General features: G+C 66.6%; 9 protein-coding genes. 6 read left to right on the plus strand and 3 right to left on the minus strand.

Annotation, left to right across the window (positions count from 1 at the left end):
- Positions 1 to 116 precede the first annotated feature (116 nt).
- The 4 genes from ACODSM_RS01885 to ACODSM_RS01900 all read left to right on the plus strand — a co-directional run bounded on the left by ACODSM_RS01885 (position 117) and on the right by ACODSM_RS01900 (position 7864).
- Entirely contained in the window at positions 117 to 4274 is a 4158-nt protein-coding gene (locus ACODSM_RS01885; protein WP_488804155.1) for a YhdP family protein, read from the plus strand.
- Positions 4271 to 5086 (plus strand): carbon-nitrogen hydrolase family protein, encoded by an 816-nt coding sequence (locus ACODSM_RS01890; protein WP_488804156.1) that lies wholly within the window; start codon positions 4271 to 4273, stop codon positions 5084 to 5086. Before ACODSM_RS01885 ends, ACODSM_RS01890 begins: the two co-directional genes overlap by 4 nt.
- Entirely contained in the window at positions 5065 to 7149 is a 2085-nt protein-coding gene (locus ACODSM_RS01895; protein WP_488804239.1) for a two-component system sensor histidine kinase NtrB, read from the plus strand. Before ACODSM_RS01890 ends, ACODSM_RS01895 begins: the two co-directional genes overlap by 22 nt.
- An 85-nt stretch (positions 7150 to 7234) precedes the next feature.
- Complete coding sequence (locus ACODSM_RS01900) at positions 7235 to 7864, plus strand: response regulator transcription factor (protein WP_110960800.1); 630 nt, start codon at positions 7235 to 7237, stop codon at positions 7862 to 7864.
- Positions 7865 to 7899: 35 nt separating this feature from the next.
- On the opposite strand, the gene ACODSM_RS01905 is transcribed toward ACODSM_RS01900, so the two are convergent.
- Together ACODSM_RS01905 and ACODSM_RS01910 are read right to left on the minus strand one after the other, a co-directional pair.
- A complete protein-coding gene (locus tag ACODSM_RS01905; RefSeq protein ID WP_110960801.1) occupies positions 7900 to 8550 on the minus strand; it encodes a YiaD family glycine zipper/OmpA-like lipoprotein in 651 nt (216 codons plus the stop codon).
- Positions 8551 to 8754: 204 nt separating this feature from the next.
- On the minus strand, positions 8755 to 8901 hold the full coding sequence (locus tag ACODSM_RS01910; RefSeq protein WP_209816847.1) for a hypothetical protein: 147 nt from the start codon (positions 8899 to 8901) through the stop codon (positions 8755 to 8757).
- On the opposite strand from ACODSM_RS01910, the gene mltA reads away from it, so the two are divergent.
- Complete coding sequence (gene mltA / locus ACODSM_RS01915) at positions 8834 to 10057, plus strand: murein transglycosylase A (RefSeq protein WP_488804157.1); 1224 nt, start codon at positions 8834 to 8836, stop codon at positions 10055 to 10057. The two genes, ACODSM_RS01910 and mltA, sit on opposite strands and share 68 nt — an antisense overlap.
- 80 nt (positions 10058 to 10137) lie before the next feature.
- On the opposite strand, the gene ACODSM_RS01920 is transcribed toward mltA, so the two are convergent.
- Positions 10138 to 10620: an Lrp/AsnC family transcriptional regulator gene (locus tag ACODSM_RS01920; RefSeq protein WP_015016245.1), complete on the minus strand. Its 483-nt coding sequence runs from the start codon at positions 10618 to 10620 to the stop codon at positions 10138 to 10140.
- 188 nt (positions 10621 to 10808) lie between these two features.
- Between ACODSM_RS01920 and ACODSM_RS01925 the strand changes: the two genes are divergently transcribed.
- The gene (locus ACODSM_RS01925; RefSeq protein ID WP_488804158.1) at positions 10809 to 14378 is read left to right on the plus strand and encodes an indolepyruvate ferredoxin oxidoreductase family protein; all 3570 of its coding nucleotides are present in this window, start codon (positions 10809 to 10811) and stop codon (positions 14376 to 14378) included.
- Positions 14379 to 14652: the final 274 nt, after the last annotated feature.

Below are 14652 nucleotides of genomic sequence, written 5' to 3' on the forward strand. Positions count from 1 at the left end.
GAGCGGGGTGCTGGTGTGCGGGCCCGACGGCATACAAAAGCTCACTGGGCACTCGGGTCACGAGTGAACCCACGCCAGGGCTGCGGGTCATAATTCCTGCCACTTTCCATCTCACCATGATCGATCCCACCTCGCACCCCTCACGCCTGCTGAAAATAGTTGCAGGTTTTGCGCGGTGGTCGCTGGGCTTGTTGCTCGCGTTCTGGCTGCTGCTGACCATCGCATGGGGGGCTCTTCATGGCTGGATTGTGCCGCGAATCGGTGATTTCCGCCCACAGTTGCAGGCGCAGGCCGCACGGGTATTGGGGGTTCCCGTGCAGATCGGCGCCATCGTGGCCCGCACCGAGGGGTTGATCCCGTCCATCGAGCTGTCTGACGTCGCGCTGCTGGATACGGCAGGCCGTACCGCGTTGCGCCTGCCTCGGGTGGTGGTGGCGCTGTCGCCCCGTTCGTTGTTGCAGTGGGGGTTTGAGCAGCTTTACATCGAAGGCCCGGATCTGGAGGTGCGGCGGGCGAGCGACGGGCGCATTTATGTGGCGGGGCTGGAATTTGCCCAGAACCAGGGCGATAGCAGCGCGGCGGCCGACTGGTTGTTCTCGCAGGGCGAGGTCTATATCAAGGGTGGCACGGTGCGCTGGACCGACGAGCAGCGCGGCGTCCCCGAGCTGGCGCTGGAAAAAGTGGACCTGGTTTTGCGCAACGGCAACTGGCACCACAACCTTCGGGTGGATGCCACACCGCCGCCGGAATGGGGCGACCGTTTCAGTCTGGTCGGTTTGTTTCGCGCGCCGCTGCTGCGCGCCCGCGATGGCAACTGGAAGCACTGGAGCGGCCAGATGTTTGCCCACTTCACGCGGGTCGATGTGTCGCACCTGCGGCACCACGCCGATGTGGGCATCGAGGTGGCGCAGGGCCGGGGCGCGCTGCGGGCCTGGGCCGATGTGCGCAGCGGGCAGGTGGTGGGCGGCACAGCCGACCTGGCGCTGGCCGATGTGAACACCACGCTGGCGGCCGATCTGCGCCCGCTGGTTCTGCCTTCCATCCAGGGCCGGCTGGGGGGGCGGCGGCTCACCGGCGGCTTTGAATTCTCGACGCAGGCGCTGCAGTTCCAGACCGACGACGGCCTGACCTGGCCCGGCGGCAACTTGCGGCTGGTGCACACCGATGCCAACGGCAAGGCACCGGCGCAAGGCGAATTGCGGGCCGACCGGCTGGACTTGGCGGCCCTGGCGCAGGTGGCCAGCCGTCTGCCGCTGGGAGCGGCTGCCCACGACGCCTTGCGCACCTACACGCCCCAGGGGCTGGTGGACGAGATCCAGGCCTCCTGGAAGGGGCCGCTGGATGCGCTGCAGCAGTACCAGGTCAAGGGGCGCATCCAGGGGCTGGCGCTGGCCGGTGCCACTGATGGCGCAACCCCCGCCCACCTGGGCCTGCGGGGCGCCAACGTGGACATCGACATGACCCAGGCAGGGGGCAAGGCGGCGCTGACCATGGCGTCGGGGGCGCTGGTGCTGCCGGGGGTGTTCGAGGAGCCGGTCCTGCCGCTCGACCGGCTCAGTGCCGACGTGCGCTGGCAGGTGGACGGGGGCCGCATCGCCGTGCAGGCCAACGATGTGCAGTTTGCCAATGCCGATGCCCAGGGCGATGCCCGCGCCACCTGGCATACCAGCGACCCCTCCAAGGCGCCCCACCGGTCGCGTTTTCCGGGGGTGCTGGACCTCACCGGCACGCTGCACCGCGCTGACGGCACACGCGTGCACCGCTACCTGCCCCTGTCGATTCCCGCCGAATCCCGCCACTACGTGCGCGATGCGGTGGTCGCTGGCAGCGCCAGCAATGTGCAGTTCCGGGTCAAAGGGGACTTGCACGACCTGCCTTTCAATGACCCCAAGCAGGGCGAGTTCCGCATTGCGGCGCGCGTCAAGGACGTCACCTACGCCTACGTGCCCACCGCGCTGCAACCCGCAGGCACCCTGCCCTGGCCGGCGCTGACCGATCTGGGGGGGGAGCTGATTTTTGAACGCTCGTCCATGCAGGTGCGCGGCGCCAGCGGCGGCTTTGCGGGTAGCAAGGGCTTGCGCCTGTCCAAGGTCGAGGCGCGCATTCCAGACCTGGCGCATACCGTGGTCGGCGTGAGTGCCGATGCGCGCGGCCCGCTGGCCGAGCTGCTCACGCTCATGACCACCTCGCCGCTGGGCCGTATGACGGGCAATGCGCTGGAGCAGGCCAGCGGCACGGGCAACGCCGACTTCCAGCTGCGGTTGAGCCTGCCCATCAGCGACATCAACAAATCCAAGGTGCAGGGCAGCGTCACGCTGGCGGGCAACGAACTGCGCATCACCCCCGACACCCCTGCACTCACCCGCGTGCGTGGCGCCGTGCAGTTCAGCGAGACCGGGTTTTCGCTGTCCAATGTGCAGGCCCAGGCGCTGGGCGGCCCCGTGCGGCTGGAAGGCGGCATGCGCGCGCTGGCGGCCAATGCCCCGGCCACCGAGTCGGCGGTGCAGATCCGTGCCCAGGGCACCGCCACGGCCGAAGGGCTGCAGCAAACCCCGCAGCTGGGCATGTTGTCGCAACTGGCGCGGCGGGCCACCGGCAGCGCACCGTACACACTGGCCCTGTCTTTTCGACGCGGGGTGCCTGAGCTGCAGGTGAACACCAGCCTGCAGGGCCTGGCCCTGGCCTTGCCGCCCCCGCTGGGCAAGGCTGCGGACAGCAGCCTGCCCTTGCGCTTCGACAACCAGGTGGCGCGCGAATCGTTGGCGGGCTTGGCGAACAACAACGGAAACGGCAGCAATGCCCCACCGCTGCGGGACCAGATCACGCTCGACCTGGGGCCGCTCGGTTCGGCCATCTATGTGCGCGACCTGAGCGGTCCCCAGCCCCGCGTGCTGCGCGGCGCCATCGGTGTGGGCCTGAGCAATGGCGAGTTCGCCCCCATGCCTGCACAAGGTGTGGCTGCCAACATCAACCAGGGCAAGCTGGACGTGGATGCGTGGGACGATGTGCTCACCCGGGCCACTGCCGCCGAGCCCGCCACACGCAGCGCTGGAGCGGCTGCAGCACCGGCGGGGCAGGCCATGGCGCAGGACTATCTGCCCACCACACTGGCGCTGCGTGCGCGGGAACTCACTCTGCAAGGCCGCACCTTGCACAACGTGGTGGCAGGCGCGCTGCGTGAGGGCACCACCTGGCGTGCCAACCTTGATGCCACCGAACTCAATGGCTATCTGGAATACCGCCAGCCCGGGTCGCCCGAGTTCAGCAACGGCCGCTTGTTTGCCCGCCTGTCGCGTGTGAACATGCCGCAAAGCGATGTGACCCAGGTCGAAGAGCTGCTCAACGAGCAACCGGGCAACTTGCCCGCGCTGGACATTGTGGTGGACGACTTTGAGCTGCGGGGCAAGCGGCTGGGGCGGGTGGAGATGGAGGCCCAGAACCGGGGTGGTGAGGGTGTGCTGCGTGAATGGCGCCTGTCCAAGTTCAACATCACCGCGCCTGAGGCGGCATTCACCGCCAGCGGCAACTGGGCGGTGCTCAACGCCGCTGCGGCAGGCCCCCGCTCTGCCGAGCGGCGCACGGTGCTGAGCTTCAAGCTCGATATCCGCGATTCGGGCGACCTGCTGGCCCGCCTGGGCATGGCCAACGTGGTGCGGCGTGGCAAGGGCCGCATGGAAGGGCAGGTGGGCTGGATTGGCGCGCCCTTCAGCCCCGACTACCGCAGCATGACGGGGCAGATCAACCTGAATGTCGAATCCGGCCAGTTTCTGAAGGCCGACCCCGGTTTGGCCAAGCTGCTGGGCGTGCTCAGTTTGCAGTCGCTGCCGCGCCGGCTGACTCTCGATTTTCGCGATGTGTTCAGCGAAGGTTTTGCATTCGATTTTGTGCGGGGCGATGTGCGCATCGAGCGCGGCGTGGCCACCACCAACAACCTGCAGATGAAGGGCGTCAACGCAGCCGTGCTGATGGAAGGCAGCGCCAACATCGACCAGGAAACGCAGGACCTGCGTGTGGTGGTGGTGCCCGAGATCAATGCCATGACCGCCTCGCTCGTGGCCACGGCCATCAACCCGGTGATTGGCCTAGGCAGCTTTTTGGCCCAGGTGTTTTTGCGTGGCCCGCTCATTGAGGCGGCCACGCAGGAGTTCCGCATCGACGGTACCTGGACCGATCCCCGGGTGGTGCGCGTGGCGCGCCGCGCACGCGAAGCGAGCCCTGCCACCGAAGCGGCGCCCCGCGCCAGCCCACCCCCCAAGACCGGAGAACCTTCATGAAAGTCGCTGCCATCCAGATGGTGTCCAGCACCGCGCTGGACGACAACCTGCGGGTTGCGCGTGAGCTGCTGGAGCAGGCTGCGCTGGGCGGCGCCGAGCTGGCGGTGTTGCCAGAGTATTTTTGTCTGATGGGATACAAGGACACCGACAAGCTCGCCTTGCGCGAGACCGCAGGCTCCGGAGTGATCCAGCAGTTTCTGGCTGACACCGCACGCGCGCTGCAGATATGGATTGTGGGGGGCACCCTGCCTATGGCCACCGATGCGCCGGACCGGGTGCGGAATACCACGCTGGTCTTTGACCCGACGGGTGCCTGCGTTGCGCGCTACGACAAGATCCATCTCTTTCGCTTCAGCAACGGCGCTGAACAGTACGACGAAGGCCGTGTCATCGACGCCGGTGACACCCCGGTGCAGTTTGATCTGCAAGCGCGCAGCGGTCAGCGCTGGCGAGTGGGGTTGTCCGTGTGTTACGACCTGCGCTTTCCGGAGTTGTACCGCGCGCATGCCCGCGCAGGTGCGGACTTGCTGCTGGTGCCCAGCGCCTTCACGCACACCACGGGTCAGGCGCACTGGGAAGTGTTGCTGCGTGCCCGCGCGGTGGAAAACCTGGCCTATGTGCTGGCCCCTGCCCAAGGCGGTGTGCACGCCAACGGCCGCCATACCTGGGGCCACAGCATGCTGGTGGACCCCTGGGGCAGCATCATCGCGCAGCGCGATCAAGGCGCTGGCGTGGTAGCCGGCGAGCTGGACGAGCAGCGCCTGAGTGCCGTGCGCGCCCAGCTGCCCGCATTGACCCACCGCGTGCTGTGAAGCCAACGCCCGTCAAACGCACCCTGCTGCAGCGCTGGCGCGGAGCCTGGCGGCGCTGGTCGTTGTGGACGGCGCTGGTGCTGCTCGTGGTGTCCATGCTTGCCACCATGGTGTGGCTGGCCGGGCGCTATGAAGCCAGCCAGGTGCAGACCCGCCTGGAGCGGGACACCGCCGATGCAGTCTCGGACATCCGCACCGCGCTGACGCACAACCTGCAAAGCCTGCAGGCACTCCCCAGCGACAACCCGAGCCATCTGGCCTGGGAGGTCGAGGCGTCTGACCTGCTGCGTAACCGGCGCGAGCTCGTGCGCATTGAGCTGCGCGATGCGAATCTGCGCATGCGCACCCACGTGCAGTCGCCCTACCGCCCGGTGGCCTGGGACATGCGGCTGCGCGACAGCGGCCAGTCGGATCTCACCATCGCCTGCGCCAACGCGCGTCGCCTGGGGGGGCCGGCGTATTCCAGCAGCTACTTCCAACCCCATGGCGACGGCCTGGGCTCGGAGATGATGGAGCTGTGTGTTCCGCTATCGGCCAGCGGCCGCCCCCTGGGGTATCTCGTCGCGACCTATGCGCTGCAGGACATCCTGGCGAATCTGGTGGGGCACAACCTCACGCGCAGCCAGGAAGCCTCCTTCACAGAGGCCGACGGCACCCGGCTGGCGGTGCTGGGAGCGGCGCGACGGGGGTCGCGCATGTTCTCGGCGCAGCACCTGCTGGACTTGCCAGGCAGTACATTGGTGCTGCGCATGGACAGCTGGCACAGTGCACCCAGCCTGTTCCCCAATGTGTTGACGGCCCTGGTCACGGCCATGTCGATTGCGCTGGTGACGGTGATGGTAGTGCTGGTGCGCGACAACCGCCGCCGCCTGCGCGCCGAGCGTGACCTGGCCGATGCGCTGGCCTTTCGCAAGGCGATGGAGGACTCGCTGGTGACCGGGCTTCGCGCGCGCGACCTGGAGGGGCGCATCACCTACGTCAACCCGGCCTTCTGCGAGATGGTGGGCTTCAGCCCGCAGGAGCTGCTGGGCCTGAGCATGTCGGCACCCTATTGGCCCCCCGAGCGTGTGGAGGAATACCGCCAGCGCCAGGCCATCCGTTTTGCCGGCACCATGCCGCCGCGCGAGGGATTTGAGTCCGAGTTCATGCGCAAGGACGGCACGCGGTTTCCCGTGCTGATCATCGAGGCCCCGCTCATCAATGCCCAAGGCCAGCACACGGGCTGGATGAGCGCGTTCCTGGACATCAGCGAGCAGCGCCGGGTCGAGGAGCTGTCCCGTGCCTCGCAGGAGCGTCTGCAGGCCACGGCACGGCTGGCCACGGTCGGCGAGATGGCCTCGTTGCTCAGCCACGAACTCAACCAGCCGCTGGCCGCCATCTCCAGCTACGCCAACGGCTCTATCAACCTGCTGGAACATGCCACGCCCGCCAGCGTCGGAGCCAGTGCCGGTGCGTCCACCCCCGAACACGATGCCCTGGAGGATGTGCGCATGGCCATGCGCCAGATCGCCCGACAGGCCGAGCGGGCGGGCCGCGTGATCAAGAGCGTGCACGACTTTGTGCGGCGCCGCGACCAGGCCCGCGAGGCCGTGCATGCGCAGCAATTGCTTGATGCCATCCTGCCGCTGGTGAGCCTGCAGGCCCGCAAGCTGGGGGTGCGCGTGAACACATCCATCGAGCCCGGCCTGGCGCCCGCGCTGTGCGACCGCACCATGGTGGAGCAGGTGCTTCTGAACCTCGCGCGCAATGCCATGCAAGCCATGGATGACCCTGGGGTGCGCAATCGTGTGCTGGATATCCGGGTGCGGCGCGCAGCCTCCAACCCGCACAATGGCTGGATTGAATTTGCCGTCACCGATGTGGGAACCGGGATTCCTCCCGAAGTCGCAGAAAAGCTGTTCACCCCGTTCTTCACCACCCGCCCCGAGGGCATGGGCCTGGGGCTGAGCATGTGCCGCACCGTCATCGAACAACACGGCGGTTTCCTCGGATTTGCGCCGAATGAGCCCCGTGGTACGGTATTTACCTTCACGCTGCCTGTGAACAATGGCGCCACGTCCTGAGGCATATGGCATGGGCCTGTGCCGAGCCCTGGCGGTTTCATCGTGTGCGCGTGACAGATATTGCAATGGACCACAGAACTGATTTATGGAGCCCATCACCAACGCCACCGTGTACATCGTGGACGATGACGCCAGCGTGCGCGAGGCGCTGGCCTGGCTGCTGCGCTCGCGCAGGCTGCCGAGCGAGTCTTTTGATTCGGCCGAGGCCTTCGATGCCATGCTGCAAAAGCGGCCGCCCCAGCGCCAGCCCTGTTGCCTGCTGCTGGATGTGCGCATGCCTGGCATGAGTGGGCTGGCACTTTTTGACGTGCTGGCCGCGCGCGGCGACTTGGCCACCATGCCGGTGATCTTTCTCACCGGCCATGCGGACGTACCCACCGCCGTGGACACCGTCAAGCGGGGGGCGTTCGATTTTTGCGAGAAGCCGTTCTCCGACAACGCGCTGGTGGACCGCATCGAACAGGCGCTGGCCCAGTCGTCCGAGCGGCTGGCCCAGGTGCGCGAGCGCAGTGACCTGCAAGTGCGGCTGAGCGAGCTGACCGAGCGGGAGCGCGACGTGATGGACCTGGTGGTCGCCGGTCTTCCCAACAAGCTCATCGCTGACCAGCTCGATATCAGCGTGCGCACGGTCGAGGTTCACCGCTCACGGGTGTTCGACAAGATGCAGGTCAAGTCCGCCGTGGAACTGGCGAACCTGCTGCGCGCGGGGCAGTGAGCCCGTCCCCTTGGCGAGGGCTCGTACCTGGGTGATCAACCCCGTGGTCGCTCGCCCACAAAAATCTCGACCCGCCGGTTGCGCGCACGGCCTTCGGCAGTGTCGTTGGTGGCAATGGGGTAGCGCTCGCCCATGCCTTCGATCACGATGCGGCGGCCGTCCACGCCGCGCGCCGTGAGGTAGTTGCGGGTGCTCGCAGCGCGGTCCATTGACAGCGGGTTGTTGATGGCGTCGCTGCCGGTACTGTCCGTGTGCCCCACGATGCGCACGTCGGTGTTGGGGTTGTTGCGCAGGCCTGCAGCAAACTGGTCCAGCACCGGCGCGAAGTTGGGCTGGATGTCCGAACGGCCCACAGCAAAAGAAATATCGCTGGGGATATTGAGCTTGAGCTGGTTGTCCGCCGTCTGCGTCACGGCGATGCCGGTGCCTTGGGTGGCTTGTTCCATTTCGCGCTTCTGGCGCTCCATGTTCTGAGACCAGATGTAGGTGCCCAGTGCCCCGACCCCGGCACCCACCACGGCGCCCGTCCCGGCACTGCCGCCAGTGGCCGAGCCGATCACCGCGCCCGCCAGGGCACCGATGCCGGCGCCTGTGGCTGTGCGGCGTTGTGTGTCGTCCATATTGGCGCATCCGGTGACCAGAACGATGGCGGCGGCCGCGCCGAGAAGTTGAATGTGTGTGCGCATGTGTGTGCTCCTTGAAGGTGGGTGGCGCCGGGTGGGCGGGCTTCGCGCCCGCAGCCTTGTCGGGGTGTTGCCCTGTTCCGCGCGTCGGCGCGGTGCCATCACCCGGCTCACGCCATCGTCGGGCCCGGGGTGCGCTTGCACCATCAGCCCGCTGGCCCATCGCTTGTAGGACGGAGCCGTACCCGCTGGGGGCTTAGCGGCGGCTCAAGGCGATGGGGGAGGCTGCTTGTCGTCGTCCGGGGGCTGCGGAGCCTGGAGTTCGCCCCCCTTGCGGCCCGAGAACATGGTCCACCACACGATGGCCACCAGGACCACCAGCGCCAGCAGCGCTTCAAGCAAAATCAGCCCCATGAAATTGACACTCCTGCGCGTTGCATTGACCGCGCTGATTGTAGGAACGCTGGCTGCCTGCTCCACGCCCCCTGCCCCCGTCCCCGCACGGCCTGGGGGCACTCCCGCGCCGCTGCCGCCCAGTGCAGTGGTGCTGCCGGGGGACACCGGCCCCCTGCCACCGCCCATGGCGCAACCCAAAAGCCGATGGATTCCGGTGCGCTGGGCCGAGCTGCCGGGCTTTACCGAAGATGCGCTGCACGAAGCCTGGAACGCGTGGATCAAGAGCTGCGAGCGGCCGCAGCCGCCTTTCACGGCGCTGTGCAGTGAGGTGCGGCAACTCAGCATTGCCACGGCCGATGAGCAGCGCGCCTGGCTCATTGCGCGCCTGCAGCCCTACCGCGTCGAGGCCACCGATGGCAATCCCGATGGCCTGCTGACGGCGTATTACGAGCCCATGATGGATGCGGCCCGCCAGCCCGGCAACGGCTTCACGGTGCCGATCTACCGGGTGCCCGCCAGCCTCGGGGCGCGCAAGCCCTGGTACACGCGTCAGCAGATCGATACCCTGCCCGAGGCCCAGGCCGCGCTGGCGGGCCGGGCCATTGCGTGGCTGCGTGATCCCATCGAGTCCATGGTGCTGCACATCCAGGGCTCGGGCCGTCTGCGCATCACCGAGCCCGATGGTTCGATCTCGCTGGTGCGGGTGGCCTACGCAGGTACCAATGACCAGCCTTACCAGAGCGTAGGCCGCTGGCTGCTGGACCAGGGCCTGACGCGCGATGCGACCTGGCCCGGCATCCGCGCCTGGGTGGCTGCCAACCCTCAGCGCACCAATGAGCTGCTGTGGAGCAATCCCCGCTACGTGTTCTTCCGCGAAGAACCCCTGAACCCGCTGGACGCCGGTTTTGGCCCGCGTGGTGCGCAGGGTGTGCCTTTGACGCCGGGCCGATCGATTGCGGTGGACCGGCAGAGCATTCCCTACGGCACCCCTGTGTGGCTGGCCTCGTCCGGCCCGCAGGTGCAGCTCAACCGCCTGGTGCTGGCGCAGGACACGGGCAGCGCCATCCTCGGCGCAGTGCGTGCGGACTATTTCACCGGCTGGGGGCCCGAGGCGGGCGACATCGCAGGCCGGCTCAAACAGAACCTGCGCCTGTGGGCGTTGTGGCCGCGTTGACTGCGAGGCGGTTTCGGCGCGGCACCGCCGCTGCCATGGGCGTGTGCTGAGCGCGCCAGGTGATCCGGCGCGCAGGCCGCTCAGCGGGGGCGGCTCAGGTGCGTCAGCGGCAGCGCCCCGCTGGCTTTCACCTCGCCCAGCGAGAAGCTGGTGTGCATGTCTTTCACATTGGGCAGGTTCAGCAGCACGTCGCGCGCAAATTGCGAAAAGCTGTCCAGGTCTCGTGCCACCACCTGCAGCTCGAAGGTACCGGTGCCGCTGATGTAGTGGCACGACACAACCTCGGGGATCTGGCGGATGGCTTCCTCCATCTTGCGCGTGAGGTTGCCGGTGCTGCGGTCCGCATCCAGCCGCACAAAGGCCAGCACCCCGAGGCCGATCTTGTGCCGGTCGATCTCGGCGCGGTAACCCTTGATGAAGCCCTGCTCCTCCAGCGCCCGCACGCGGCGCCAGCAGGGCGCGGCCGACAGGCCCACCCGCTGGGCCAGCTCGGCATTCGTCAGTCGGGCGTCAGCCTGCAGCTCGTTGAGGATGGCGATATCGAATTTGTCGAGAGTGTTCACAAAGCGGCTGAAAAGAGAAAGATTCTTTCTCAGAATAGCCTAAACACGGCACAGAACGCAAAGACATATCAGCGGCGCAGACATACACTTACCCGCAGATTAGTGCCGCAGCCCTAAACGGGCTGCATGGTGCTCCCCCAGCGTGCCCACAAGGCGCGGACCCCAAAAAAGCCATTGGAGACATAGCCATGAACGCCCCCCTGCCCGAGTCCATCCGCAAAGCGCTAGAGACGGTCACTCTGGACGACAAATACACCCTGGGCGAAGGCCGCGCCTTCATGAGCGGTGTGCAAGCCCTGGTGCGCCTGCCCATGCTGCAGCGCCAGCGCGATGCGGCGGCGGGGCTCAACACGGCGGGCTTCATCAGCGGCTATCGGGGCTCGCCCCTGGGCACCTACGACCAGGCGCTCTGGGCGGCCAAGAAGCACCTGGCGGCCAACAACATCGTCTTCCAGCCTGGTGTGAATGAAGAGCTCGGCGCCACCGCCGTCTGGGGCACGCAGCAGCTCGATCTGTACCCGCAAAGCAAGAAGTTTGATGGCGTGTTCGGCATCTGGTATGGCAAGGGCCCGGGTGTGGACCGCTGCTCCGACGTGTTCAAGCATGCCAACATGGCGGGCACCGCCAAGCACGGCGGCGTGATTGCCATTGCGGGCGACGACCACATCAGCAAGAGCAGCACGGCCGCACACCAGAGCGATCACATCTTCAAGGCCTGCGGCACGCCGGTGTTCTTCCCGAGCAGCGTGCAGGAAATTTTGGACATGGGTCTGCACGCGTTTGCCATGAGCCGCTTCTCGGGCGTGTGGTCGGGCATGAAGACTATCCAGGAGGTGGTGGAGTCGTCCAGCAGCATCAACATCGACCCCGACCGCGTGAAGATCATCCTGCCCGAGGACTTCGTGATGCCGCCCGGCGGCCTGCACATCCGCTGGCCCGACGCGCCGCTGGAGCAGGAAGCGCGCCTCATGGACTACAAGTGGTACGCGGCCCTGGCGTACATTCGCGCCAACAAGCTCAACTACAACGTCATCGAAGGCAAACAAGACCGCTTCGGCATCATCGCCAGCGGCAAGGCCTACAACGACACCCGGCAGGCGCTGGTGGATCTGGGCCTCGATGACGACACTTGCCGCCAGCTGGGCATCCGCGTGCACAAGGTCAATGTGGTGTGGCCGCTCGAAGCCACCATCACCCGCGACTTTGCGCAAGGCCTGCAAGAGATTCTGGTGGTGGAAGAGAAACGCCAGGTCATCGAATACCAGCTCAAGGAAGAGCTGTACAACTGGCGCCCCGATGTGCGCCCCAACGTGCTGGGCAAATTCGACGAGCCCGAAGGCGACGCCACGGGCGGCGAATGGAGCATGCCCAACCCCAGCCAGAACTGGTTGCTGCGCGCCAAGGCCGACCTCACTCCTGCCATCATCGCCAAGGCCATTGCCAAGCGCCTGAAGAAGCTGGGCGTACCCTCTGACATCGTGGCCCGCATGGAAGCGCGCCTGGCCATCATCGAGGCCAGCGAGCGCGCGATGGCGGAGCTGAAGGTGGACACGGGCGAACGCGCCCCCTGGTTCTGCAGCGGCTGCCCCCACAACACCAGCACCCGCGTGCCCGAGGGCTCGCGCGCTGTGGCGGGCATTGGCTGCCACTACATGGTCAACTGGATGCCCGACCGCCGCACCAGCACCTTCACGCAGATGGGTGGCGAGGGCGTGACCTGGGTCGGTCAGCAGCCCTTTACCACCGACGCGCACATCTTTGCCAACTTGGGCGACGGCACCTACTTCCACAGCGGCCTGCTGGCCATCCGCCAGAGCATTGCGGCGGGGGTGAACATCACCTACAAGGTGCTCTACAACGATGCGGTGGCCATGACTGGCGGCCAGACCGTGGGTGAGCGGCCCGAGGGGCACAGCGTGCTGCAGATCATGAACAGCCTGAAGGCCGAAGGCGTGGCCAAGCTCGTGATCGTGACGGACGAGCCGCACAAGTACGACGGCGTTGCGCTGGCCGACGGCGTGACGGTGCACCACCGCGACGAGCTGGACACCATTCAGCGCCAGTTCCGCGAGATCAAGGGCTGCACGGCCATCATTTACGACCAGACCTGCGCGACGGAAAAGCGCCGCCGCCGCAAGCGCGGTAAGCTGGCCACGCCCGACAAGACCGTGGTGATCAACGAGTTGGTGTGCGAGGGCTGCGGCGACTGCTCGACGAAGTCGAACTGCCTGAGCGTGGAGCCCGTGGAGACCGAGTTCGGCCGCAAGCGCCGCATCAACCAGAGCACCTGCAACAAGGACTACTCCTGCGTCAACGGCTTTTGCCCCAGCTTTGTGACGGTGGAAGGTGGCCAGCTCAAGAAGCCAAAGAAGGAGAAGAAGGGCGACCTGTCGGCGCTGCCCTCCATTCCTGAGCCTGTGCTACCCGTGGCCGAAAGCGCCTGGGGCATTGTGGTGGGCGGCGTGGGCGGCACGGGCGTGATCACCATCGGCTCGCTCTTGGGCATGGCCGCGCACCTGGACGGCAAGGGCGTGATCACGCAGGACGCCGGCGGTTTGGCCCAAAAGGGCGGCGCCACCTGGAGCCATATCCAGATCGCCAACCGGCCCGACGCCATCTACACCACCAAGGTCGATACCGCCAAGGCCGACCTGGTGATCGGCTGCGATTCCATTGTGGCCGCGCACAAGTACACGCTGGCCGTGATGCAGCCCGGCCGCACCTTTGTGGCGCTCAACACCCACAGCACGCCCACGGCGGCGTTTGTGAACAACCCGGACTGGCAGTTCCCTGGTGGCAACTGCGACGCCGCCATTGCCACCGCCGTAGGCGCGGCAGGTGTGGGCAGCTTTGACGCCGAGCAGGTGGCCACCCAGCTGCTGGGCGACAGCATCTACACGAACCCGCTGATGCTGGGCTACGCTTGGCAGAAGGGCCGTGTGCCACTCACCTACGCATCGCTGATGCGCGCCATGGAGTTGAACGGTGTGCAGGTCGAGAACAACAAGGCCGCCTTTGAATGGGGCCGCCGCTGCGCGCACGACCTCGCGGCCGTGCAGGCGCTGTTCCAGGCCGCGCAAGTGATTCAGTTCGTCAAGAAGCCTTCGCTGGCCGAGATGGTGGCCAAGCGTGTGGAGTTCCTGACCGGTTACCAGAACGCGGCCTACGCCTCTGAGTACCAGGCCTTCGTCGAAAAGGTGAAGGCAGCGGAAGCGAAGCTGGGCACCAGCACGAAGTTGTCCGAGGCCGTGGCCCGCTACCTGTTCAAGCTCATGGCCTACAAGGACGAGTACGAGGTGGCGCGCCTGCATACCGACAAGGCCTTCACGGACAAGATCGCCAACATGTTTGAAGGCGACTACAAGCTGGTGCACCACCTGGCACCACCCTTGACCGCCAAGAAGAACGCCAAGGGCGAGCTGGTCAAGCAGCCGTTCGGCCCCTGGATGCGCAGCGCCTTCGGCGTGCTGGCCAAGATGAAGGGGCTGCGCGGCACGGCGCTGGACATTTTCGGCAAGACCGAGGAGCGCCGCATGGAGCGCGCACTGATCGCCGAATACCGCGCCTGCATCGACGAACTGCTGGCCCGCCTGAGCGCCGACAACCTGGCCCTGGCGGTGGAAATTGCCCGCATCCCCGAAGAGATCCGGGGTTATGGCCACGTGAAGGAGCGGCACCTGAAGGCAGCGCGTCCCAAGTGGGACGGCCTGATGGCCCAGTGGCGCGCAGGCGCCCCGGTCCAGCGTCAGGTCGCCTGATCGGTCCTTCTGCCGTCAGTGTCTCCCGCAAAAGCCCGCACCTGTGCGGGCTTTTGCTATTAATAGTGTAGCTATCGAGGCATGAATCCCTAGCGCATCAGCCGTTTTTGGCTTGTATTTCCGTGGGCGAGCCCTTGCGGGCCCTGCTGGCGGCAAACACCCGCTGCATGCTTGGGTCTTCCCCCTTGGGCGGCGCCCGAAGCGCCGCATACAATGCCCTGTTCTGCCCTCGGTGGGCGCTTTGGCGCTTGGTGTGGGCGGGTTGTGTGAATTT

Source organism: Acidovorax sp. FG42 (assembly GCF_057809195.1).